The organism is Paenibacillus sp. J31P190 (assembly GCF_059692075.1).
The window spans coordinates 292,254-316,213 of record NZ_JCAUAS010000005.1; the positions used below are offsets into that span (position 1 = coordinate 292,254).

The window sequence follows — 23,960 nt, forward strand, 5'->3', positions numbered from 1 at the left end:
AAAATAGGGCACTGTCGTTCCCTTTAAAAAAGGATTTATGGTTATTTACCTGCTTATCCGTCCATAATTGGGAAATCTGTAACAATTCCTTTCAATCACGAGCTCATTGTCTCCGAGACACAAAGAAAGCCGTTAAAAGCACCTCACCCTAGGCACATTTAACGGCTATCTTTTTTTAAATATAGGCTATTAGTGCTTACGTCCTGGGATAACACCAGTTTTTTCATAAGAATCTACGATGATATCAATTTCTTTCTTTAACTCATCGAGCAGTTCAGCTTCAGGAACCTTGCGAATCATTTCTCCATAACGGAACAGCATTCCTTCGCCACGAGCTCCTGCAATCCCAATATCAGCTTCACGCGCTTCCCCTGGACCATTTACTGCACAGCCAAGTACAGATACCTTAATCGGCACTTTGATCTTTGCAATATAATCCTCAACCTCGTTAGCGATCGAGAACAAATCAATATCCAAGCGGCCACAGGTAGGACAGGAAACAAGAGTTGCAGCGTTAGTAATCAATCCGAACGTTTTGAGCAGCTCACGAGCTACTTTAATCTCTTCAACAGGATCCGCGCTAAGTGAAATACGGAGTGTGTTACCGAGTCCCATATTGAGCAGCGTTCCGATACCTGCCGCACTCTTCACAGCCCCTGTAAAGAGCGTTCCAGCCTCTGTAATCCCAAGGTGAAGTGGGTAGTTGAATGCTTTAGCCGCTTGAGAATAAGCTGCAATCGCCATAGGAACATCGGAGGCTTTGAGTGAAACGATAATATCATGGAAATCAAGCTCTTCCAGAATGTTAATGTGGAACAAGGCACTTTCTACCATAGCCTCAGGCGTTGGGTATCCATACTTTTCGAGAAGATGATTCTCTAGTGAGCCAGCATTGACCCCAATACGAATTGGAATGCCACGTTCCTTACAAGCTTTAACAACCGCTTCTACCTTCTCGCGGCGGCCGATATTACCTGGATTGATACGTACTTTATCGATGCCATTCTCAATAGCAGCAAGCGCTAAGCGATGGTCAAAATGAATATCCGCAACGAGTGGAATATGAATTTGCTTCTTGATTTCTTTGATGGCCTCTGCGGCTTCCTTGTTGTTCACGGTGACACGAACGATTTGGCAGCCTGCTTCTTCCAAACGAAGGATTTCTGCTACTGTCGCCTTCACATCCGCTGTCTTCGTTGTACACATACTTTGCATGATGACTTCATTACTGCCACCGATCGTCAAATCGCCTACACGAACGGCCCGCGTATCTTTTCTATGGAACATTATGGTTTCTCTCCCCATGACACCAAACATCCTCCGCTCCAATCCCATTAACAGGGATCGGATTGGAGGCTGTGTGTAATTTGTGAAATTATGGGTTACGCACTTTCTTCTTTCTTCTTACCAGTCGCCTGCGCGCCATCTTTGGTCGTCAAAACAGGAGTGATCTTGTTTTGAACCGTTTCCTTAGATACCACACATGTTGTGACGTCTGTTCTCGAAGGGACTTCGAACATCACATCAAGCATAATGCTTTCAATGATGGCTCTCAGACCGCGCGCGCCAGTATTACGTTTGATTGCTTCTTTAGCAATGGCATCAAGCGCCTCTGCGTCAAATTCGAGTGATACGTTATCCATCTCAAGCATCTTCTGGTATTGTTTCACGAGCGCATTCTTAGGCTCCGAAAGAATACGCACAAGAGCTGGTTCATCCAGCGGCTCTAGTGTAGAGATGACCGGTAAACGACCAACGAATTCCGGGATTAAACCGAATCGTAAGAGATCTTCCGGAAGCACCATGGATAAGTACTCGCCTGGTTTCAAATCAACTTTAGCCCCATCTGTGCTAAAGCCAATTACTTTTTTACCGATTCTGCGTTTGATAATTTGCTCAAGGCCATCAAAGGCTCCGCCGCAAATAAACAGAATGTTGGTTGTATCAATTTGAATGAATTCTTGATGCGGATGCTTACGTCCACCTTGTGGAGGAACAGAGGCAACCGTACCTTCAAGAATTTTGAGCAAAGCTTGTTGAACACCTTCTCCGGAAACGTCTCTTGTAATGGATGGGTTCTCGGATTTACGTGCCACTTTATCGATCTCATCAATATAGATAATGCCGCGTTCGGCTTTTTCTACATCATAATCTGCAGCTTGAATCAGTTTGAGCAAAATATTCTCAACGTCTTCGCCCACATAACCAGCTTCTGTTAATGAAGTGGCGTCCGCGATTGCAAAAGGAACATTCAGAATTTTGGCAAGCGTTTGCGCTAGCAACGTTTTACCGCTTCCTGTAGGTCCTAGAAGCACGATGTTACTTTTTTGAAGCTCAACATCTTCCAATTTGTTTTGCGAATTAATACGCTTATAGTGGTTATAAACCGCTACAGCCAACGATTTTTTCGCTTGATCCTGCCCGATCACATACTGATCCAAAATATTGCGAATTTCTTTTGGTTTCGGAACATCTTTCAGATCAAGCTCTTCTTCATGCCCTAATTCTTCTTCCACAATCTCCGTGCATAGCTCTATACATTCATCACAAATGTAAACTCCCGGACCTGCAACAAGTTTGCGAACTTGGTCTTGGGATTTTCCACAAAAGGAACATTTGAGTTGGCCTTTTTCATCGTTAAATTTAAACATGGGATCACTCCTTTATTTCAAGTCGTTTCGAGTGATAACCTCGTCGATTAACCCGTATGCCTTCGCTTCATCAGCGCTCATAAAGTTATCCCGGTCGGTGTCTCTTTCGATCTTTTCAAGCGGCTGTCCCGTACGGTCCACATAGATCTGGTTGAGTTTTTGTTTCGTTTTGATAATCCAATCCGCGTGGATTTTGATATCGGTTGCCTGACCTCTTACACCGCCGAGCGGTTGGTGAATCATAACTTCTGCATTCGGCAGCGCGTATCGCTTACCTTTGGCACCTGCTGTTAATAACAGAGAGCCCATACTTGCAGCCATACCTACACAAATCGTAGATACATCTGGTTTAATAAACTGCATGGTATCGAAGATACCCATTCCAGCTGTTACAGATCCACCTGGTGAATTGATATATAAGTGGATATCCTTATCGGGATCCTGTGCGGATAAAAAGAGCAGCTGGGCAATGACCAAATTAGCCACATCGTCATCAATAGCGCTCCCAATGAAGATAATGCGGTCCTTTAATAAACGTGAGTAGATATCGTAAGAACGTTCCCCACGAGCCTCTTGTTCAACAACCATAGGAATAAGACTCATTGTACCAACTCCTTTTGCGGCAATAGCCAAGTTCTCTCAATTGAGATTCAGATACAGTTTAACACGTTTGAACAGCAAAGTCATTTTTTCAGAGAACTGCTATGTATGAGGGTATTTCTTATGGTCTTGGGCAGTTTGGAGGCTAAAATAGGGTAAAAGAAAGGCACGTTGCTTACGTACGTGCCTTTACTAACCTTATTTATACTGCTGCGGAAACATGCTTGCTATTTTCAAGCAAGAAGTCAACCGTTTTTCTCATCACAAGATCGTTGCTCAGACCTTCTAAGCTGCCGTTAGAAGCAAACAGTTCACGAAGTTCTGCCGTTGTTTTTTGGTAGGATTGTGCATATTTCTCAAGTTCCGTGTCAACTTCTTCATCGGAAACTGTGATTTTTTCTGCAGCTGCGATGGCTTCAAGAACAAGGTTGTTACGAACACGCTTGTCAGCATCTTCTCTCATTTGTTCTTTCAGCACGCTCTCGTTTTGACCGGAGAACTGGAAGTAGATCTCAAGCGTCATGCCTTGGGAGCGAAGACGTCTTTCGAATTCCTTCACCATAACATCTAGCTCTGCTTCTACCATGGAAGCTGGAATTTCAACTTCAGCATTTGCTGCAGCTTTTTCAACAACAGCTGTTTCCAGAGCAGCTTCTGAATCTTTTTCTTTGCGCTCTTGAAGACGTTTTTTCAGTTCTTCTTTGTACTCTACAAGTGTATCGTACTCGCTCACATCTTTAGCAAACTCATCATCAAGCTCTGGCAAGTTTTTGCGTTTAATGTCGTGAATTTTCACTTTAAACACAGCTGCTTTGCCTTTCAAATCTTCGGAGTGGTAGTTTTCAGGGAAGCTAACGTTAACTTCTTTCTCTTCGCCTTTACCAAGACCTACGAGTTGCTCTTCGAAACCTGGAATGAAGGAGTTGGAACCAAGCTCAAGGGAGTATTTCTCCGCTTTACCGCCTTCGAACGCTTCTCCATCAACGAATCCTTCGAAATCAAGGACAACGACGTCACCATTTGCTGCTTGTCCTTCTTCAAGTACAACCAATTCAGCATGACGTTGTTGCAAACGTGTAAGCTCTTCAGTCAATTCATCATCCGTAACTTCTGCGCTTACCGCTTCAACTTCGATACCTTTGTATTCGCCAAGAGTTACTTCAGGCTTAACAGTTACTTTAGCTTTGAACTTCAGTACTTGTCCTTTGCCGAATTGCTCAACGTCTACTTCAGGACGATCAACAGGCTCGATTTTAACTTCTTCAATCGCTTCCACATAAACTTCAGGCAAAATGATATCTAAAGCATCTTGATACAAGCTTTCTACACCAAATTTAGCTTCAAAGATAGAACGAGGTACTTTCCCTTTACGGAATCCTGGAACATTCACTTTCGCGGATACCTTTTTAAATGCTTTATCCAAAGCATCTGCTACGCGCTCTGCGCCAACTTCCACTTCAAGAACGCCTACGTTCTTCTCTATTTTTTCCCAACTTGCTTTCATTTTATGCTTTCCCCTCCAAAAATGTACGATGACATATTTTCACGTTACGCTCATTACAACCATTCTATTATACCATATAAGATTTTCATTTCAAGGCAGCCTTTCTTGCCTTATGATGGGTCCGGATTAAACTGCTTCACAAACGCTTGCAGCACAAGGTTAGCTCGCTTCCACTGAAGCTTCATGGAATCAACAATCCCGTAATTATCTAGTAATTCTTCACGATTCACCGAGCCAAACAATTTCTCTTGAAGAATCGCATGAAGTGCAGATGCCCACACATCAACAGCGCCTTCTTCCGCTTTCTGAAGATCGGTATAGATCGATGTCCCATAAGCATAGGCTAGAAATTCCTGCCAGGTCTGCTTGGCAAAATAGACAAAATCAGGTTGGCTTATTTCACTAATGTCCCCGACTCTGCGAATCATATCACGAATGCGTGATGGAAAATCCTCCGGGCACAGCGGTGTCTCTTCGATCTCGACAAGGATCTTTTCCCCATTCTTAGGAAACTCAATAAATCCTCGCTCACCCATCTGTTTAAGCGCCTGCAAAGCTTTAAACTGAATGTGAGGGTGCCGCGGCTTCTCACATAGCCACTCTTTTACACGGTCGCTCACGTCAGATTGATCAATGAACGCCAATTGTTCAAGGGAATTGACTTGCTGCTCCAACGTACCTTCTCTTAGCATATCCAGAAGTTTAAGCGCAAAGGCGCCATCATCGGCCGTCTTATCTTGTATGTACTGCCGTAATAGATCCGTTTCTTCTTCTGGATCATCTTCCAATGGAGACGTAATAGGAAACATGGTTTCTGGATACATGGTATACAGCCAATTCCTCAGAGCTTCCCATTGTTCAGTTTTGTGTTGGTCTACTGTCGGAAATTGCAGTAGAAAGGTTAGCAATTGGAGCGCATCACTATACTGCTCTGTTTTTAGGAACCGAGTAAGTTCCTCTTCGTAATATTGCTCTGTTTTCGGAAAAAGAATTAAGTTATTGATGGATGGGTCTGTTATGATGATCACCTCAGAAATCTTCTCGCTGGTGACAGTTTACTTGATTGTCCAAGTGATTGCAAAATAAATATATAAAATAGGGTTGACTTCACTTTAAACTATATGATAATATAACTCTTGCTTCGCTAAACGGATCACATCCGCAAGGTAAGAAGAGGTCTATGTCTCAGTAGCTCAGCTGGATAGAGCACACGCCTTCTAAGCGTGCGGTCGGGGGTTCGAATCCCTCCTGGGACGTTCATGCACGGCAAAGGATCGCGAGAAATCGCGATCCTTTTTTTGTTTATCTACATTTGCTAAAAAATAAAATTTCGCTATGCTACGAATCTTTCATATTGTGTTATACTCTTTTCAATTACATATTTTTTCGAATAAATGAGGTGCCTTTGCGTAGCAAGCAAGGGGTAACAGGGAATCGGGTGCAAATCCCGAGCGGTCCCGCCACTGTATTCGGGGAGTTTCTTTCTATCATGTCACTTGATGAAAATTCAGGGAAGGCTGAAAGAATACAATGATCCGAGAGCCAGGAGACCTACCTTCATTTATGCACCCAGAAACCTTCGCGGAAAGGAGCGGTGTACGTCAAGTCTTTCGACATCTAGCTTATAGTTGTCGTTTATTCGTACGTACCCACGGCCAATCCATCAGGATTGGTCTTTTTTGTTCGTACTCAAACTTTAAATTAGGAGGAATTAAAAAACATGCAAACAAAGACACAAAAGACCAAGATAACTAGCTTCTTACTAGTGGTTATAGGGTTAGCCCTCTATCTATTCATTAATGAACCGCAAACCGTCTACGGCATGCACATTATGGAAGGATTTCTCCCTGTAGGTTGGGCTATATTTTGGTGGGCAGCCTTCCTTCCGTTCTTCTTTCTAGGTGTTAGAGCGCTTATCAAAATTACGAAAGAACATCCAGAGCTCAAAATTATGCTTGGCCTTGCTGGCGCATTCACCTTCGTACTGTCGGCATTGAAGATCCCTTCTGTAACCGGAAGCAGCTCTCACCCAACAGGTACAGGTTTAGGAGCCGTAATGTTCGGACCGCTCCCTATGAGCGTCCTAGGATCGATTGTTTTGTTATTTCAAGCGGTTTTACTTGCTCATGGAGGACTTACTACACTCGGGGCAAATGCTTTCTCCATGGCCCTCTCCGGTCCAATAGTTGGTTACTTCATATATAAGTCCATGATGAAAACAACCGGCAAACAAAAATGGTCGATATTTTTGGCAGCTGCTCTTGCCGACTTATCCACATACATTGTTACTTCTGTCCAATTAGCTCTTGCATTCCCAGCTGAACAAGGTGGATTTATAGCATCCTTTTTGAAATTCGGCGGTATTTTTGCCATTACACAAATTCCTCTTGCCATTAGTGAAGGTATTTTAACCGTATTAATATGGAATTGGTTACAATCTTACAGCCCAAAAGAGCTATCCATTCTACAACATAAAATGAAAGGAGCTTCTGAGCTATGAAAACTCGTACTATGAACACCCTGATGTTAATTGCCGTTGTATTATTGGCAGTCTTACCCCTTATTTTCGCAAAAGGCGAATTTGGTGGATCTGATGATGCCGCTGAACAATTAATCCAAAGTATTGAGCCTTCCTATACGCCATGGTTCTCTTCATTATTCGAGCTCCCAGCTGAGACGGAAAGTATGCTGTTCGCCTTACAAGCTGCCATCGGGGCTGGCTTCATCGGGTTTGCCTTTGGCTTTTTCAAAGGGAAAGCGTCTAAATCCAAAAACCAATGATGAAATTGATCGATTCTCTCTCCTATAAAAATAACTTACGCCCCCTATCACCGATGTGGAAGTGCGGTTTTGCAGTCACTATGCTGCTGTTTTCTTATTTAACGCACCCGGCGGTGCAGGTAATTATAGCGATTTGGATGGCCCTATGGACAGTAGGCTATGCTCGCGTTCCAATTAAATATTATGTAACTGTCATCGGTGCTGCATGCCTATTTTTTGTAGGTAGTGTACCCGCATTAGTCGTAGAGATCCGTCCTTTGCAAGAAGCCTTGCCTGATATCCATGAGGTGGCGGCATTTACATTTATCGAATGGAAGTTGTCCGTTACTTCAACAGGTCTTTTGCTAATTGGCAAATTATTCGTTCGTATTATAGCGAGCCTAAGCTGCGTGTCCTTTATTATGTTCAGTACACCTTTTTCCGAATTGCTGCAAGTTTTACAAAAAGTTCGTGTCCCCAAGCTGGTTCTAGAAATTATGCTTATTATGTATCGATTTCTGTTCATCCTATTTGAAATTGCCAATAACATGTATGTAGCTCAGCAATCTAGAGGCGGTCAGACAGGTTTCCGAAATAGACTAAAGGATACAGCCATTATTATTGTTCAAATGTTTATCAAAACGATGCAGCGGTATAAATCATTGTCAAATGGCCTTGTCTCCCGAGGTTTTACGGATGACATTCACATGGCCCCCTACCGAGCTAACCCTATACCTTTTCGATATAAATTGGAAAGTTATGTAGGGATCACGCTCTTACTGCTGCTCGAAATTTGGCTGCGTTGGAATTGGAGGAGTATCCGATGAGCACGATTCTAGAAACCTTAGAAGTGAGTTTCAGCTATCCGGCTTCACAGAACATGGCTTTAAACAAATTAAAGCTCCGCATCCCCGAGGGAAAAAAAACAGCTATTTGCGGTCATAACGGTTCTGGCAAATCAACTTTATTTCTTCAAGCTATTGGCATTCATTCACCTTCATCAGGTCAAGTTTTATGGAAGAACGAAGCTTTAACTTACACCCGCAAAGAACTCAAACAATTACGTCAAGACGTTGGACTTGTCTTTCAAGATCCGGAACAACAGCTCATTCTGAATACTCCTTATGAGGATGTCACCTACGGTCTGAGGAATGCTGCCATTCCTGAGCCTGAGATTAACCGCCGAGTAGAAGCTATATTAAGAACGATGGGGCTCGAGCACTTAGCACACACACCCATTCACCACTTGAGCCTCGGCCAAAAGAAACGAGTAGCCTTAGCCGGTGTGCTTGTGCTTGAACCGAAGCTGCTGCTTCTGGATGAACCTACGGCCTATCTGGATCGCATATCGGAACAACAGCTTGTCGAGGAACTTGACCGTATACATAGTCGCGGAATCACGTTAGTCATGGCCACACATGATATGAACCTAGCCTACTCATGGGCTGATTGGATTCTCGTGATGGATCAAGGACAGTGCGTCATGGAAGGAACGCCAGATGACATATTCAAAGATAGCAAGGCTATTATTGGTCTTGGTCTTGATAGGCCCATGCTGCTAGATCTGTGGGAAGCATTGCCCGAAGCTAATCGTCAGGGAATCTCAGCACCTAAGAATGTGAGTGATTTTAAAACATTATTACAAAAGGTCTATTTATAATTATCATTAACGAATATAAATAGAGTTAAAAAGAGGCTGTCCCAACTGTGATTAGAGGGACAGCCTCTTCATGTATACATACATCCATCTATCAATGGTAGGCTCTCTCGTTCCGCTGATTCAATTTTTAGCTCTTTCACTACGAGAGCTTGCCGAGCCGACAGAGTCTGAGAAGCTGAAAATCGACTTCTCAGTAGGCCATCCTGCGTGTCCGCCCAGAATAAGCGCGGAAAACGCGCTTATTCTGGAGCGTCCGAACCAATAAGCGCGAAAACCGCACTTTCAGTGAGAGCTCGACGAGCCGACAGAGTCTGAGAAGTCGGAAATTGACTTCTCAGTAGGCCATCCTGGGGCTGTCTCAAAAGTGTTCGCATGATTGAGAACGTCCCGAATTTTACGCAAAGGAACCTCCAATTCCACTAGCACAGTGGGAGATGGAGGTTCTTTATAGCCGATTTGGCATGTGAAACATATCCATATCTATCTCGAGTACAAACCTAGACTGCGGCTGGGTCATTTAAAATATCTACATTGCGATAGAAATGAATAGGCAAGTTAGGTGTGCTAATTCCTTCTAACTATCGAGGTATCTCGTGAGATAAGACCACAGATCGTGCTAATGTTCTGCAAAAGCATGACATTCTGGGCGCATTAGCGATCAATAAGCAAACATAGCTTGCTTAAGTATCCATAACAAGAGCTATTCGAACAAATAAGCAGCTTAAGTTGCCCTATTGTCCGTATCGAACCGCGTTAAACGGGTCCCCAAGCGCAGACTTGGGGGGGATGGATTCACTCCCGAGTATGGAAAATGGGGCTGTCTCAAAAGTATTCGCAATGATAGAGAACGTCCCAAATATTACACAAAAGAACCTCCAATTCCACTAGTACAGTGCGAGATGGAGCTTCATTTATTTATGAAATTCGACTCTTAGTGGGTGCTCAAAAATCATAAATTGGCTTTTGAGACAGTCCCTTATTCTGGAGCGTCCGAATAGGTAAGGGGTACGCTTTGCTTACCCCTTACCTGAAACCTATTAATTCTGACCAAAAAGGACCTCCACCTATTGGCAGAAGTCCTTATGGTTGCGTACTTTAAGGTAGAAATCCCAAAAGGTTTATAAACCTTTTGGGATAGCCCCCTTTACAACTATCATTATCTGGTTATTGATTTTGAACGCGACTAATGCCCTTATTTCCTTTTCCGGTTGGCACAAAGCGTTCCTCAAAGCTATAAATCATATGTTCTTGGAGTGGTTTACCCTCCAGTAAATGCTCTCGAACAAGCCTTCTCCCAGTCTCTGGTGTCATTTCCTTGTACCAAATCCCTTGCGGATACACCGTAACAACACCTGCATCCTGACAGCGGCCATTACATCTAGTCCGAGTGGTATGTATAAGATGCTCGGCTCCGTGCTTCGAAATTTCATCTCGAATGGCTAGCGTTGTTTCATCTCCTGAATTTTTCAGGCAAGATCCCCCGTTACAGATAAGTACATGATGTTGGACTGTTGATAGATCCCACGTACTCATAAGAACACCTCCCTATCTCCCGTAGGTATATAAACTGTGCTGCTGAAATAGGCAGGTCTCCTGGCTTCAGGATCTTCATCAAACGTCAGCCTTCCCAATCGGTCGATCAGTGGCATAGAGACGTTGACTCCTCTGTTACAGTGGCGGGACCGCGTCGGCTTCTAACCGATCTTCCCTTTTAAGCTTACTCTCGCTTGGAAAGCGGATTGTAAGCACCTATTTCGAATTGAAATTGTTCGAGCTTATGCAAATCTTTTAAACTCAATCATCATACCTCATAAGTCTATCTATATACAAGGAAAAAGCCCCCAACAAATGGTAGGGACTTCATCGAAGCTGTATTTACGATTTCAAATCACTCGTTTAAACGGAAGGACGATTCGGTTGGTGATGTCCAGGCTCTGTTGAATCTAGATTCGACTGAATGCGAGAAGATTGCTTCGAATGATCGATTGTGCTCTGTATCCTTTGATCCATACTTTTACTTTTCTTTTTGCTCATGTTGGGAATCCTCCTATGAGTTGAAATAATGATCACTTGATTAGTATGGTGAGATACAACCTCAAATATGCTGTATATAATACCCATAACGGACGAAGGCAAATCGATAATAAAAGCAAAAGCCTGTAAGGAAATCTCCCTACAGGCTCTTGATGGTGCCATTAGACTTTAGTGCTTCTTGTGCGGCAAATTACTGCCTGGCTGACCGTCACCTTGGGTCCTGAAATTCTTCGCGGCTTTCCTCTGCTTGTCGTGCAGCTTGCTAATGAAATGACTATCCATGAGCATTCGCCTCCTGAAGAAAGAATGGCACTACCTCTTTAGAATGTCACACAAGCTCTAAATTTAAACGCATGGCAAGATTAAGAATCGCGCCTCTTGCTTCTGCATCTGTTTTGACTTTTTCGTAGAGTTCCTCAAAATTAGTGCGGTTTTGAATAAATTCCGGCTCTGTTTTAATAGCCGTTTGTGTCCAGTTAATCAAGACATTCTCCGCTTGGGTAAGTTCGTTGTAAGCACGGTGCAAGCCGACACGCTCAATAATTTCTTCCATTTCTGCTTGCCCTACTTCTTTACCTTCTTCTTTTAATTCCGCAATTCGTTTATCCGCTTGGTTACTGATTTGCAAAAAATGTTCTCTTGAGGCCAAATAATCAATTTGTGCTTTAGAGTGTTTCTTTTTCATTGTCATCACCTTTGTCCTTTAGTAAGTAAGAATTGGGTTTATTGTATCAGGCCTGTCAACAAAACACAAAATCCGTCCGGTTGACTGCGCCCATCCACTTCTGGACAGACATTATCTACCTTCAGTTTGCATACCTTTTATCATCATGCTCTCTTTATAAAGAAAGGAAGGAACGTCTATGTGCGGAATAACGGGTTGGATAGATTGGCGGAAAGACTTGACCGGGTACCCGTCCATTCTAGAAAATATGACGGAAACGCTCCATTTGCGTGGACCTGATGCTTCTGGTACATGGATTTCACAGCATTGTGCCCTCGGCCATCGACGTCTTAGTGTAATGGATCCGGAAAACGGCGCTCAGCCCATGGTACGGAAACAAGGAGACTACACGTATACGATCGTATATAATGGCGAACTCTATAACGCCCCTGAACTCAAAAAGGAGCTCGAACTTCGTGGACATCATTTCCGCACAACCTGTGATACAGAGGTGCTGCTCGTTGCCTTTATTGAGTGGGGTAGAGCTTGTGTAGATCGACTGAATGGTATTTTCGCTTTCGCGGCCTGGAATGATCAAGAACAATCCCTCTATTTGGTCAGAGACCGGCTTGGCGTAAAGCCGCTTTTTTATTCTCATCAAAATAGTGTGCTTCTATTCGGCTCTGAGCCGAAAGCCATACTCGCGCACCCCGACTTTGAAGCAGAGGTTGGTGCTGAAGGCTTGGCCGAAATTTTCGCAGTAGGTCCGGCTCGCACACCGGGTCATGGCATTTATCGCAACATGTCAGAGCTCAAACCAGGACAATGCGCTGTATTTGACCGCAATGGCTTATCCATCCGTACGTACTGGAAGCTCGAAAGCCACCAGCACTCCGACGATATCGCTGCTACGGCATTGCAAGTTCAACAACTGCTTAGAGACACATCCCAGCGTCAACTTGTGTCTGATGTACCTATTTGTACCCTTCTATCGGGTGGTCTGGATTCTAGTGCACTTACTGCACTTGCCTCTGCTCATTACAAGGAAAGCGGGCAAGGCGCTCTGCATACTTTTTCCGTTGATTACAAAGATAATGACAAGCATTTTAAAGCCAACATATTTCAGCCAAATTCAGATGCACCTTGGATTAAACGGATGACAGAGCATCTAGGAACCGAGCATCACTATATTGAATTCGACACACCCGAGCTTGTGGAATCTCTGAAAACAGCCGTATTTGCCCGCGATACCCCAGGGATGGCTGATGTTGATGGGTCTCTTTATTTATTTTGCCGTGAGATCAAAAAAGAAGCGACGGTTGCCATTTCCGGCGAAGCAGCTGACGAAATATTCGGTGGATACCCTTGGTTCCACAACGATGAAGCTTTGGCAGCAAATACGTTCCCTTGGTCTTTAAAACTTAACAATCGCGTCGACCTGCTGGCTCCGGATCTTGTTGATTGGATCAAACCAGTCGAGTATGTCAATAATCGATACCAGCAAGCGCTCAGCGAAGTGCCGCGGTTAGCTGGGGAAACGCAGCAGCAAAACCGTATGCGGGAAATGTCTTACTTAAACATTACCCGGTTCATGCCGACACTTCTAGATCGAAAGGATCGTATGAGTATGGCCGTCGGACTTGAAGTCCGCGTCCCTTTCTGCGATCACCGTCTTGTTGAGTATGTCTGGAATATTCCCTGGGAAATCAAAACATCGGGTGATCGGGAGAAAGGCATTTTGCGCAAAGCACTCAAAGGTGTTCTTCCTGAGGATGTGCTAACTCGCAAGAAAAGTCCGTATCCAAAAACGCACAATCCTAATTACTTAGCAGCTGTGAGAAAATGGGTACTGGAAATTCTGGATGACCCAACCTCACCCTTACTTCCCTTCATTGATGTTAAGAAAATCCGAGCACTTGCCAGCTCAGAGACGAATGATTTCGATCTCCCATGGTTTGGTCAATTGATGACGGGTCCTCAACTATTCGCCTATTTGGCACAAGTAGATACTTGGTTACGTTCCTATAAAATATCCATCCGATAAATGAAAAACCTGCTACCCACCTATAAAGTGGAAGCAGGTTTTCTTTATGATATTAGCCGTTCTGATCAGGGAGTCTATCCAAAAACATGCGTAAAGCTTTGGCTCTATGGCTGATCTCATTCTTCTCTTCCATCGTTAATTCAGCCATCGTTCTCCCAAGAGATGGGATATAAAATAACGGATCATAGCCGAAGCCGCTTTCGCCACGTTCTTCCCCGATGATGTAACCACGGCATGAGTCCTCCGCTTCAATCACTTCATTCGCTACAGGATCGATGAGTGTAAGCGCACAAACATAGGATGCTTCGCTAAGAAGCTTTGGATGCTCTGCACCATCAGGCAATCCTTCGACCGAGTCTGCCTCGCTTAATGCTTGCAGCAACTTAGCATTATTGTCCGCATCCGTAGCATCCTCTCCAGCATACCTAGCAGAATAAACACCCGGTTCGCCATTCAAAGCCTCTACACACAAACCTGAATCATCGGCAAGAACCGGCACATGGAGATGTGCCGAAATAATCTGCGCTTTTATCCGTGCATTTTCTGCAAACGTCGTCCCGCTCTCCACGATTTCCGGAAGATCCGTATAGTCCGTTAAGCTGCGAACTTTATAGCCTTTTGCTCCAAAAAGCTTCGCAAACTCTTTGACTTTGCCCTCGTTACGCGTCGCAATAACGACGAAATTACTTTGTAGCAGCATGATGTACACCTCGAATGCGATCAGCGATCGGGCCTAATACTTTAGATTGCTCTTCAATCATCGTATGGATACCTGTTTCAGCAAGAGCGAGCAATTCATCCAGTTCCTTACGGGAAAAAGGAGCATCCTCGCCCGTTCCTTGGATTTCTACGAATTGACCCTGCCCCGTCATCACGACGTTCATATCTACTTTAGCATGTGAATCTTCTTCATAATTCAGATCCAGCCGCGGTGTTTGGCCGATAACACCAACACTCACAGAAGCCAGAAAGTCGTTAATCGGGAATTTGGCTAGTTTTTTGTCTGTCGCCAACTTGTCCATGGCAAATGCCATTGCAACAAAAGCACCGGTAATTGACGTTGTACGAGTACCGCCATCCGCTTGAATAACATCGCAATCCAGCGTTATGGATCTTTCGCCTAATGCTTCCAAATTCACCACGGAACGAAGCGCACGGCCGATAAGACGCTGAATCTCCATCGTACGACCACCCAGCTTACCTTTGGCAGCTTCACGCTGATTTCTAACCTGCGTAGCCCGAGGCAGCATCGAATATTCGGCTGTTACCCAACCTTTCCCTTGACCTTTCATAAAAGGCGGTACGCGTTCTTCTATCGTCGCTGTACAAATCACTTTGGTATCCCCGACCTCAATAAGCACCGAGCCTTCCGCGTGTTTTATATAATGAGGGGTTATTTTCATAGGTCGCAGTTCTTGATTCGTTCTTCCGCCAATTCTCATAAATGTTGTTCTCCTCCTGTTGCTTCCATCAGAAGCTTTGTTCCTACGCCCCATTGTAGCAAAGTAGCCAGCGAAAAGCACCCCAAGCCATAAACAATGATGTCGAACATGATTATAATGCTGAGAAAACCCCTATGCAAGCGCCTTGTCAAAGTCAGCGCTTTTGCATAGAGGTCGTTAGAACCGGGCAAGCTTCTTAAAGCTTAGCCGGATTAATATGAGCAGTTTTAGTTACAGGTTTCACTGCGCCATCCACTTTAATTTGGACTTGTTTAAAACTTGTGTTCTCCGTCAATGAAAGAATAACAGACTGCATAGCCTCTGCGGATGCTTTCTGATCGGCGCCAAGGAATTTGTTGGAGAAGTCAACCGTTATAACGCCATCTGCCGGCTTAATGCTCTTCACTTCCGTTGTAGCATTCAGAACAGCAGCCAGACCTTTCTTCTGGTCAGGCCCTTTGATCAATTGTTCGACGACCGCTTTCGCGACATCATCCGTCCTTTTGACCAGCCTTGTAACAGGTACATAATATTTGTAATTTTGATCATTTTGATTCAAGAAATAGAGTGTAACCGGTGTGGACTGACCAAATTCAGCGTCCTCAGCCTTCTCAATGTTGATCCCCATAGAGCGTGCAAGAGGTGTATCCAGCGGTGTCTTCCCTTTCGGCATCTCCTTCAGATCTTTCCCATCTACACGCAGCTGTACTTTCTCTACGGTTGGGAAGCTCGTCAGGTTCCAAGTGATGGCCTCCAAAATCTTTCTCTCATTCGGCCCATCGTAATTGAGGAACTCCTTAGAGAAATCAACAATGGCACGCTTGTCTGATGTAACATTCAAACTAACGACCTTCGTACCTTTAGGCAGCAGTGCTTGGAAACCCGATGGAAGCAAACTTGCAACCGGTCCTCCGTCCACCATATACTCGAGAGTCGTTTTGGCGACAGAAACCGTTTTTGGTAATCCAAGACTAAGTGGAGCAACGAATCCTTTAGCATCTTTCACATAAACCGTCATCTGTGATGAATTGTCCTCGATCATATCGATCGTAACGGCCGCTGATGTCGTCTTCGCGTCAGCTTCCGCACCCGTTGTCGGAGGTGCATCGATGTCACTTTTCTTCCCAGTGCCCAGAACCGAACATCCCGTGGTCAGCAAGGCAATTACCCCCGCGATAGCGGCTGAACGAATCCAATGTTGATGTTTCATTAGCTTATTTCCTCCTCCAAGTTTTCGCAGAAGCTTTCTGAAGCATCTGCCCTGTATTTTCTTTGCATGGCCTGTACACTGCTTTTTCGTATTATTATGTATACGGGGCTTTGTCCGATTTATAACTACTTTTTGTCCTCACTTGAAAAAAAGTCATGCACTAGGATTTAACCCCTGCACCTGTAGAACATAGCAACAAGTAAAATTCTGGGAGTTACCTTCCTTCGGCATTTTTTAAAGATATGCTATACTCAAAAATAAAGAATTAACCTAATTCGGAGGCGCTTCAATGAGAACATTCCTTAAAGAAAAAGCAAACATTTTCAACGAATTCCGTGAAGAGGTTTTCAGTCACTATTCCCAAGCTGTCATCGAAGAAGCTGTTGCTCGCTTACTCGTCGAAATCAAAGGAATTAAGAAAATTCCCTATGAAACGATCACAACAACCTTGCTAGGTGTATTAAGCAAAACAGAAACCTATAACGTTATGTCCACGCTCATGGAGCTCCAAAAGAAGGTCAAACATGATTCCGAGCTGCTAGCTAGTATGAAAGACCCCGCATATAATGTTCATCGCACCATTGCTATGTCTATCTGTGGCCTATATGGCAGCGGCGCGATTTCTCTTTTTGGATTTATGGATTGTAAATTCCGTTTCTTTTTTCCGACCAAACGTCCTAAATCTTTCATTTCCAAAGGGATCTGTGCCATTGTTGCATCAACAGCCAGTTCAATCATTTCTGAAAATGTGAAAGAAGACTACACCGCGCGTAACCTGGCTCTGTTCGCGTCGAGAGGCGTAGCTTTGGAGGATATGGTGGATATTCTGGATCAGCTTCAACGTCCTTACAATCCAGATATGGAGCGCAGCCTCTGTGAAGAGCATGTTCTTGCTGTATTACGAAAACAGCAAACATTCCATGCCCTCCAGTTGGCTATCAAAATTGATACAGCTGTTGAAGCAGGAGAATTCAATCCCCAATACAATCATATTGTCGGACAAGACGAAGGTCTTTTCGGGGTAGATGAAAGCATCGCAACAGCTGTTCCACTCATGTACGGGACTATCGCTCTCACTAATTTCGGTTACCTGGACAAAGAGAAAATCGGGATTATTAAAGATCTCGATAGCGATCATTCCGAAGGAAAATGCAATACGTTTATTGATGATATGGTTTGCGGCATCGTTGCTGCTGCCTGTGGCCGTTTGGCGCATAATAATATTCCTACTTATAGTAAGCCTTTGAAGTGAGTCTGGTTGTCATTCAAATGCGTGTGATATGACGTGGAGAGAATTAAGTGTTAGCTGTAGAGTGAAGTCCTATGGGTGAATTACGTGTTTTGAGGTAGAGTGAAGTGATGTGGGTAAATTGCGCCGTGTGCGGTAGAGTAAGGTGCCTGTGAGGGAATTGTGTGTTGTGCTATTGGGAGGATTAAAGAATATGGGACGAATGTTGGTCAAACAATTATTGACGGAACCTGAGGACCTTATTTCAGTAAAATGACCCCTTTTCATGATTAAGAGGAACTAGGAGTCGTTATTTCACTGTTTTTCTTTCCAGAGAACCTTATTTTCTTGAATTAGCGGCTTCTAGTTCCGCAAGAATAGAAATACGTGGGTTTTCACAAAAATAGAGGCTTCTGGTTCCCTAAATATACTAAATGTGTACTTCTTTCGGAATTGAAGAGCCTCAACCATTCATTCTCGGTTGGGGCTCTCGTTATTATTTCGATGCTGCTAAATATTGAATGAGCTCCGCGGCTGGGTCTACCTGCTGGATGCGGCCTTCTGCTTCCAGCAGAATGAGGTGAGCGATCGTCTCCGATAGCGCGAACCTCATCTGGTGTATGCTCAGCCGGTCGCCGAACGCCGCGCGGCACACCTCATAAGCGCTAAGCGGCGCGCTTAGCTGCCCCTCCATGAGCGCAAGCCGCTCATGATGATGGCGCACAAGCTCCTCTGCGCGTGCGCCAAAGCCGGACCATGGCTCCCGGTGCCCCGGGTAAGCCATCTTCACAGGCAGCCTGCCGATCTCCTGCAGGCTGCTGAGGTAAGCGCCGAGCGGGTTTTCTTCCACCTGAGGGAGGAAGGAAACGTTCGGCGATATTTGCGGCAGGACATGGTCGCCGCAAAAGATCACCTCCGCCGCGGCGTCGTAGAAGCACAGATGACCCGCGGCATGGCCGGGGGTCTCGATGGCTTCGTACACGCGGTCCCCGAGGCGCACAGGCCCTTCACGCAGCACCGTCACCTGTGGCTGCGGCGACACCAGCGAGACGAAGCTCACCATGTGCTTCGTCATCTCGATCAGCCCGGCTTCCGGGAAGCCGTGCCGGGCAAAGAGCGTCAGGAGCAGCGCCGACATCGGCTGCTCCGGGCCCCACAGGAGCTGCACCTGCGCTAGGCCGGTCTCCGAGAGGAGAACCGGCGCGCCCGTGCGCTCCTGGAACCAACCCGCCATCCCATAGTGGTCGGGATGGTGATGGGTGAGCACGATTTGCTCAACGTGCTCAAATCCAATCCCGCGCTCCTGCAGCACCTGCTGCCAGAGCGCCTCCGCATCCGGGGTGTGGAGCCCCGGATCAATCACGGTATACCCGCTGCTGCCTCGTACGAGGTAAGCATTCACCCATCGCAGAGGAAAAGGCAGCGGAACTTTCACTTGCGTGATCTCATCCGTATGTTCAGTCACGATGTTCATTTCCAAGTACTCATCCTTCCTTATGCCCTACAAAAATCAACCGGCTAGATGCTTCAGCATCATAAGCCTGTCCATCATATTCACCGTAGACATAATCAATATGTAAACCCGCTTTTAACAGCATAGCTTCAAACGCCGTTCGATCATACAACTTAACCTGCTCCACATAATGCCGATCAGCAGTACCCTTTTGCGAAATCACAATCCGTTTACGCACACAGCCATCTTCAATGGCTCTTACTTCACGAATCAATAAATCTTTTTCCGTTCGCTCCGATTGAGGAATGAGATTCGACTGAACATAAACCGGATTCAAGAAATCGATGATGAAACGGCCGCCCTCTTTTAGAAGCCGATGAATTTCATGAAGCACCTTCTCATTCTGTTCATCCTCATCAAAATAGCCAAACGAAGTAAACAAATTCACAACAGCATCGTATTGCCGATCGAGCGGTACTTCACGCATATCTCCGCGCAGCCATGTTACTTGCTTGCCATCGTCTATCTTAACCGCCTCATTCAAAAGCACCTCGGATAAATCAACGCCTGTTACATCGTAACCGAACTCAGCCAGCGCCATGGAATGGCGGCCCATGCCGCAGCATAAATCAAGCACTTCGGCCCCTTGCTTCAGCCCCAGCCAATCGATCATCTTCTTCACTTCATGGTAAGCACCTTGCAAATCTCTGTGTTTATAAACAATTAAATAATCATTCCCAAAACTTTCCTGATACCAAGCCATTTCTTTACACCTTCAATTTCTACGATTTATAAATGTTAGGAAGTTCAAATGATTGCAATTTCTGCTTCACAATACGCAAACCATCAAACGCTTCTTCTTTGCTAAAATTGCCTGCTTGCAGGAGTTCTTCTTCCATATCCATTAATTTTTCGTAAAAGCTTACCCCTTGTTCGAGTATTACCGATCGGTCCGGATGATCTTCCATATAATGAAATAGAACATCCTCTACTTTGGCAAAATTGCCCTGTTTCTCATAATGCGCGAAAAGAAGCCTCTTGATCTCCTCCGGGATGATCCATCCTTGAAGACGTTCCAAGCTCTGGTTCAATCGGGACGTGATCTCATCGTTCACTTCATCCCTAGGTTCAACTTCCGGTGAGAGTGATAGGTGAAGCAGCAAATCAACGGATTTCAGATAAGCGTGATAAGCCTCGTCAGTCTGTTCATGCCGCTGAAGCAGGTCGCCTTGTCCTACAAACATATCGCTAAGCACCAGGGCTTTGGCGGTATCCACGCTGCCATGATAGGACAATAAATCAAGGATATCCTTACTCGATAATGCCTGCAAAGAGCGAATATTCAGCCCCAATAGATGGCGACTTGCCTCATCCAGCTGCTGCTGGGCATCTTCTAATGGAATATGTTCCTTATTAAAAAGTATGCGATGCAGCACCACGGTCATTTGCTCAATCTGCCGCATAAAATAATCACGCTTGAACATCATTTGAGCCTCCTTTGTTCAAAAGAAATGCTTCATTTTAGCTTACCACGCCTCGGAAGGAAACTCAAAAGGGGATACCGCCTATTTTTATGCATATACCGCACCATTGACAACAGCCCTTCATAAACTAATTTTGACTGTATCCCTAAACCTTGTAATTCCCAATACCCGAGCAAGGAGGGGTGACACACATCCATGGGCAGCGACCACAAAAACAAATTTCTACTTACTAACCGCGAAAGAGAAGTATTCGAACTCTTAGTACAAGACAAAACCACGAAAGATATCGCGCAGCAGCTTTTCATAAGCGAAAAGACTGTGAGGAATCACATTTCTAACGTCATGCAAAAGCTGAACGTAAAGGGTCGTTCACAAGCGGTTGTAGAACTGATCAAGCTTGGGGAATTAAAGATCTGATTCCGTCAACAGACGGATCCATGTAAGCCTTTGAGCCTCCCTGTGGAGGATTCAAGGGCTTTTATGTTTGGCAGAATGATTAGAAATCATCCAAATATTGAAAGTTTTGTTAACCCGATGTTTCGACAACAAGTGACTTGGGGCATGTACTATGATACATATATCATTCATTATTAGGAGGTTATTATGTTAAATGGTTGAAGCAACCAATGATCAAAAAAACATTTTTTCACTTTCAACGCTTCTGAATATAGAACCCAAAATTCTGCTTAAACTTTGCCATTATATTGAATCTAGAGGATATTTCTTTACGAAATCGGAAGAGGGTACCCTTCAATTTAATGATAGAGATATCGCTGTTATCCTGGCCCATTACTGAAGGGCTTTTTTCTTTGTGCTTCCATGTAAAAAAATTATCGTAATCTAATTGGTCCTTCATGAGGACTCGTTGTCTCAGCAGATCGTCACGCGCGTTCGTTTTGAATAAGCGCAAATACATCATTGCAGAAAAAGTGGCCGTGCAAAAAGTCCCTGAAGATGACTGTGAGTTAGGCTTTACGGCAAAACAAAACCAAAAAAAGAAGCCCCCATAAATCTGAGTGGGCTTCATTCCGCATTTTATTTGATCGTAATGGAGGTTACGAGCCTATTAACACCTTTAAGCTGTATAAGATTCCCTTCCTTAAATAAGGCCAGGTTACCGGAAAGCGTAACACTAGAGGATACCTGATAGATCGTTGTTTGTTCCACACCATTAATGGTTTGAGTGATGGAAATCGTAGCAAGTTCACCTTTGGCATTGAGGGTGGTTCCTTTTAACTTTCCTAAAAGTTCAAATGGTAGATTCGCATCAATCAATTTGGTGACTTCAATGTAAATGACTTTATTATCAGAGGTGCGGATATCGACTTCATCGCCTACTTTTAAATCAACAGCCCTGACCTTCACACCGTTCCTATAAACAACGACATCCGGATGAAGGGTGAATACAGTTGTAACTCCCGACTTCGTGAGCTTCAGTTCATTGTTGCTCACCAAGGCGCTAACCGTACCGTTGTTTGTAATGGGTTGAACCATTTTGGTCACTTCAATATAAATGACTTTATTTTCGGTAGTGCGGATATTGACTTCGTCTCCAACTTTCAAATCGGAAGCATTGACTTTCAACCCATTCCGATAGACGATAACATCCGAGTGAAGTATTAACTCAAATGTAACACCTGACTTCTGAAGCTTAAGTACGTTATTGCTGACAACTGCGCTAACTGTCCCGCTATTCGTAATGGCTTGTGCCGTTTGCGTTACTTCAATGAAAATGACTTTATTGTCGGATGTGCGAACGTTCACTTCATCGCCAACCAGCAGGGAGGCAGCAGTGACTTTCACGCCATTCCGATAAATGACCACATCTGGATGCAGGGTGTATGAAGTTGTAACGCCTGCTTTCGTAAGCTTAAGTACATTGTTACTAACGGTCGCGCTAACTGTACCGCTGCTTGAAATAGGTACAATCGATTTAGTGACTTCGATGTAGATGACCTTATTATCCGAAGTGCGAATGTTAACTTCATCACCCACTTTTAGGTCATACGCGCTCACTTTAATGCCGTTGCGATAAACGACGACATCTGGATGAAGCGGTAGTGTAGAGGTAGCTCCAGCCTTCGTTAGCGTCAATGTATTATTCGTAACTGCCGCACTTACGGTGCCGCTGTAGATAATTGATTGTACGGCATTGGTCACTTCGATGAAGACAATTTGACCATTAAATGTTCGTACTTTCACTACGTCCCCTACCTGCAACGCAGATGCGTTTACTTTGGCCCCGTTCCGATAAATGAAAACGTCTGGATGCAGAGGATAGGTTGATGTTGTGCCTGAACTTGTAATACTAAGCGTGTTGTTGGTCACAACACTACTTACAGTTCCATTTATCGTGTTATTCACTTGGTCTGGCAATTGACCGCCCGTACGATCGAGCAAAGCTGCGAGCTGAGCCCGTGTTACCGGTTGATTAGGCCTAAACGTATTGTCTTCGAAACCATCGATCAAACCTTTCTCGATGGCAACAGCTACATAACCCACAGCGCCTGCAGGAATTTGTTTCGCATCTTTAAATGGCAGTGTCGTGTTCATTTTCGCTTTCGCTTGAGCTTCCAACTTCAAAGCTTTAACTAAAAGTGTTGTCGCCCAAAGCCGGTCGCCTTCTTTTTGAGGCTGAACCATATCATCATTTTCCGAGAACAAATCATTTTCTAATGCTACAGCTACATAACCGACAGCCCAAGAAGGAACTTTATCCGCATCTTTAAAATTCAAATGAGTGCTCATTTCTGCTGCTGATTCTGCTTGGCTGCGAAGTCCCATCAAACGAACGGCAGCCGTAATCGCTTCGATTCGGGAAACCGTATTATGAGGCTTAAAGGTACCATCCTCATACCCTTCAAACACACGCTTCGATGCTAAGCTCGCGATATAGCGTATCGCCCATTCTGCCGATTGCAAATCGTCAAAGGTGAGATGTATCTCAACCTTACTGTCATCTTTTTTATTTCCATTGTCTTTGGCTAATACTGCTGTGCCGCTTCCCATGATCATAACGAATGCAAGTCCTGTCGCGATTACTTTTTTGAACGTCACGCTTTACACACTCTCCTTCTTTATTTGAATACTACATGTATCAGAAGAATTCGTTTGATTGGTTATTTTTAGGAGGGTGGCCTTTTATTTTCCATTAAGAATTTTTCCTTCATTTATCCAACAAAGTGATCAAGTACATCTTTAACCACTTTAGCATACGAGATGCAAA

General features: G+C 44.5%; 25 protein-coding genes, 1 tRNA gene and 2 riboswitches. Of the genes, 10 read left to right on the forward strand and 16 right to left on the reverse strand.

The genetic code is table 11. The features are described from left to right. Positions 1–189 precede the first annotated feature (189 nt). The 5 genes from ispG to AC58U0_RS12940 form a co-directional block, all read right to left on the reverse strand. The gene (gene ispG / locus AC58U0_RS12920; RefSeq protein WP_057306182.1) at positions 190–1,287 is read right to left on the reverse strand and encodes a flavodoxin-dependent (E)-4-hydroxy-3-methylbut-2-enyl-diphosphate synthase; all 1,098 of its coding nucleotides are present in this window, start codon (positions 1,285–1,287) and stop codon (positions 190–192) included. A 95-nt stretch (positions 1,288–1,382) separates the two neighbouring features. Further along, complete coding sequence (gene clpX / locus AC58U0_RS12925; protein ID WP_057306183.1) at positions 1,383–2,651, reverse strand: ATP-dependent protease ATP-binding subunit ClpX; 1,269 nt, start codon at positions 2,649–2,651, stop codon at positions 1,383–1,385. A 12-nt stretch (positions 2,652–2,663) separates the two neighbouring features. Beyond that, positions 2,664–3,254: an ATP-dependent Clp endopeptidase proteolytic subunit ClpP gene (gene clpP, locus AC58U0_RS12930; RefSeq protein ID WP_057306184.1), complete on the reverse strand. Its 591-nt coding sequence runs from the start codon at positions 3,252–3,254 to the stop codon at positions 2,664–2,666. A 199-nt stretch (positions 3,255–3,453) separates the two neighbouring features. Next, positions 3,454–4,755, reverse strand: coding sequence for a trigger factor (gene tig, locus AC58U0_RS12935; protein ID WP_497379408.1), 1,302 nt, complete (start codon positions 4,753–4,755; stop codon positions 3,454–3,456). A 110-nt stretch (positions 4,756–4,865) separates the two neighbouring features. Further along, positions 4,866–5,783, reverse strand: coding sequence for a hypothetical protein (locus AC58U0_RS12940; RefSeq protein WP_497379409.1), 918 nt, complete (start codon positions 5,781–5,783; stop codon positions 4,866–4,868). 154 nt (positions 5,784–5,937) lie between these two features. On the opposite strand from AC58U0_RS12940, the gene AC58U0_RS12945 reads away from it, so the two are divergent. From AC58U0_RS12945 to AC58U0_RS12970, 6 genes are all read left to right on the forward strand, one after another. Then, a tRNA-Arg gene (locus tag AC58U0_RS12945) sits at positions 5,938–6,011 on the forward strand. Positions 6,012–6,135: 124 nt separating this feature from the next. Then, positions 6,136–6,329, forward strand: a riboswitch (cobalamin riboswitch). A gap of 146 nt (positions 6,330–6,475) precedes the next feature. After that, positions 6,476–7,255: an energy-coupling factor ABC transporter permease gene (locus tag AC58U0_RS12950; protein ID WP_497379410.1), complete on the forward strand. Its 780-nt coding sequence runs from the start codon at positions 6,476–6,478 to the stop codon at positions 7,253–7,255. Beyond that, positions 7,252–7,536 carry an energy-coupling factor ABC transporter substrate-binding protein gene (locus AC58U0_RS12955; RefSeq protein ID WP_497379411.1) on the forward strand — a complete coding sequence of 95 codons (285 nt, stop codon included), beginning with the start codon at positions 7,252–7,254 and terminating at the stop codon, positions 7,534–7,536. The genes AC58U0_RS12950 and AC58U0_RS12955 overlap by 4 nt, the downstream gene beginning before the upstream one ends. Beyond that, positions 7,533–8,342 (forward strand): cobalt ECF transporter T component CbiQ, encoded by an 810-nt coding sequence (gene cbiQ / locus AC58U0_RS12960; protein WP_497379412.1) that lies wholly within the window; start codon positions 7,533–7,535, stop codon positions 8,340–8,342. The genes AC58U0_RS12955 and cbiQ overlap by 4 nt, the downstream gene beginning before the upstream one ends. Then, complete coding sequence (locus tag AC58U0_RS12965; RefSeq protein ID WP_497379413.1) at positions 8,339–9,175, forward strand: energy-coupling factor ABC transporter ATP-binding protein; 837 nt, start codon at positions 8,339–8,341, stop codon at positions 9,173–9,175. The genes cbiQ and AC58U0_RS12965 overlap by 4 nt, the downstream gene beginning before the upstream one ends. 70 nt (positions 9,176–9,245) lie before the next feature. After that, a complete protein-coding gene (locus AC58U0_RS12970) occupies positions 9,246–9,440 on the forward strand; it encodes a hypothetical protein (RefSeq protein ID WP_497379414.1) in 195 nt (64 codons plus the stop codon). A gap of 899 nt (positions 9,441–10,339) precedes the next feature. On the opposite strand, the gene AC58U0_RS12975 is transcribed toward AC58U0_RS12970, so the two are convergent. The 4 genes from AC58U0_RS12975 to AC58U0_RS12990 form a co-directional block, all read right to left on the reverse strand. Then, the gene (locus AC58U0_RS12975; RefSeq protein WP_497379415.1) at positions 10,340–10,708 is read right to left on the reverse strand and encodes a (2Fe-2S) ferredoxin domain-containing protein; all 369 of its coding nucleotides are present in this window, start codon (positions 10,706–10,708) and stop codon (positions 10,340–10,342) included. A gap of 33 nt (positions 10,709–10,741) precedes the next feature. Next, a riboswitch (cobalamin riboswitch) is annotated at positions 10,742–10,943 on the reverse strand. A gap of 128 nt (positions 10,944–11,071) precedes the next feature. After that, positions 11,072–11,209 carry a hypothetical protein gene (locus AC58U0_RS12980; protein WP_156390195.1) on the reverse strand — a complete coding sequence of 46 codons (138 nt, stop codon included), beginning with the start codon at positions 11,207–11,209 and terminating at the stop codon, positions 11,072–11,074. Between the two features lie 168 nt (positions 11,210–11,377). After that, the gene (locus AC58U0_RS12985; protein ID WP_082562468.1) at positions 11,378–11,491 is read right to left on the reverse strand and encodes a DUF4023 family protein; all 114 of its coding nucleotides are present in this window, start codon (positions 11,489–11,491) and stop codon (positions 11,378–11,380) included. A 46-nt stretch (positions 11,492–11,537) separates the two neighbouring features. Further along, on the reverse strand, positions 11,538–11,894 hold the full coding sequence (locus AC58U0_RS12990) for a hypothetical protein (protein WP_056836396.1): 357 nt from the start codon (positions 11,892–11,894) through the stop codon (positions 11,538–11,540). A 178-nt stretch (positions 11,895–12,072) separates the two neighbouring features. Here AC58U0_RS12990 and asnB point away from each other — a divergent pair, with 178 nt between their 5' ends. Then, positions 12,073–13,917 (forward strand): asparagine synthase (glutamine-hydrolyzing), encoded by a 1,845-nt coding sequence (gene asnB, locus AC58U0_RS12995; protein WP_497379416.1) that lies wholly within the window; start codon positions 12,073–12,075, stop codon positions 13,915–13,917. A gap of 52 nt (positions 13,918–13,969) precedes the next feature. On the opposite strand, the gene AC58U0_RS13000 is transcribed toward asnB, so the two are convergent. From AC58U0_RS13000 to AC58U0_RS13010, 3 genes are all read right to left on the reverse strand, one after another. Next, the gene (locus AC58U0_RS13000; RefSeq protein WP_497379417.1) at positions 13,970–14,617 is read right to left on the reverse strand and encodes an XTP/dITP diphosphatase; all 648 of its coding nucleotides are present in this window, start codon (positions 14,615–14,617) and stop codon (positions 13,970–13,972) included. Beyond that, complete coding sequence (rph, locus tag AC58U0_RS13005) at positions 14,601–15,359, reverse strand: ribonuclease PH (RefSeq protein WP_057306194.1); 759 nt, start codon at positions 15,357–15,359, stop codon at positions 14,601–14,603. The genes AC58U0_RS13000 and rph overlap by 17 nt, the downstream gene beginning before the upstream one ends. Before the next feature lie 196 nt (positions 15,360–15,555). Further along, complete coding sequence (locus AC58U0_RS13010; protein ID WP_057306195.1) at positions 15,556–16,569, reverse strand: GerMN domain-containing protein; 1,014 nt, start codon at positions 16,567–16,569, stop codon at positions 15,556–15,558. 289 nt (positions 16,570–16,858) lie between these two features. Between AC58U0_RS13010 and AC58U0_RS13015 the strand changes: the two genes are divergently transcribed. After that, positions 16,859–17,821, forward strand: coding sequence for a phosphatidylglycerophosphatase A family protein (locus AC58U0_RS13015; RefSeq protein WP_497379418.1), 963 nt, complete (start codon positions 16,859–16,861; stop codon positions 17,819–17,821). Positions 17,822–18,293: 472 nt separating this feature from the next. Here the strand turns inward: AC58U0_RS13015 and AC58U0_RS13020 are convergent, their stop codons facing one another. From AC58U0_RS13020 to AC58U0_RS13030, 3 genes are read right to left on the reverse strand one after another with little or no spacing between them, the layout of a single operon-like run. Continuing rightward, positions 18,294–19,271, reverse strand: coding sequence for an MBL fold metallo-hydrolase (locus AC58U0_RS13020; protein WP_497379497.1), 978 nt, complete (start codon positions 19,269–19,271; stop codon positions 18,294–18,296). Positions 19,272–19,281: 10 nt separating this feature from the next. Next, complete coding sequence (locus AC58U0_RS13025) at positions 19,282–20,013, reverse strand: class I SAM-dependent methyltransferase (protein ID WP_497379419.1); 732 nt, start codon at positions 20,011–20,013, stop codon at positions 19,282–19,284. Positions 20,014–20,032: 19 nt separating this feature from the next. Then, positions 20,033–20,737, reverse strand: a complete 705-nt coding sequence (locus AC58U0_RS13030) for a DUF6483 family protein (protein ID WP_497379420.1) — start codon at positions 20,735–20,737, stop codon at positions 20,033–20,035. Between the two features lie 192 nt (positions 20,738–20,929). Between AC58U0_RS13030 and AC58U0_RS13035 the strand changes: the two genes are divergently transcribed. Continuing rightward, positions 20,930–21,151: a helix-turn-helix domain-containing protein gene (locus AC58U0_RS13035; protein WP_028556998.1), complete on the forward strand. Its 222-nt coding sequence runs from the start codon at positions 20,930–20,932 to the stop codon at positions 21,149–21,151. Positions 21,152–21,344: 193 nt separating this feature from the next. Then, positions 21,345–21,530: a hypothetical protein gene (locus AC58U0_RS13040; protein WP_057306199.1), complete on the forward strand. Its 186-nt coding sequence runs from the start codon at positions 21,345–21,347 to the stop codon at positions 21,528–21,530. A gap of 239 nt (positions 21,531–21,769) precedes the next feature. Here the strand turns inward: AC58U0_RS13040 and AC58U0_RS13045 are convergent, their stop codons facing one another. Beyond that, complete coding sequence (locus AC58U0_RS13045; RefSeq protein WP_497379421.1) at positions 21,770–23,791, reverse strand: S-layer homology domain-containing protein; 2,022 nt, start codon at positions 23,789–23,791, stop codon at positions 21,770–21,772. Positions 23,792–23,960: the final 169 nt, after the last annotated feature.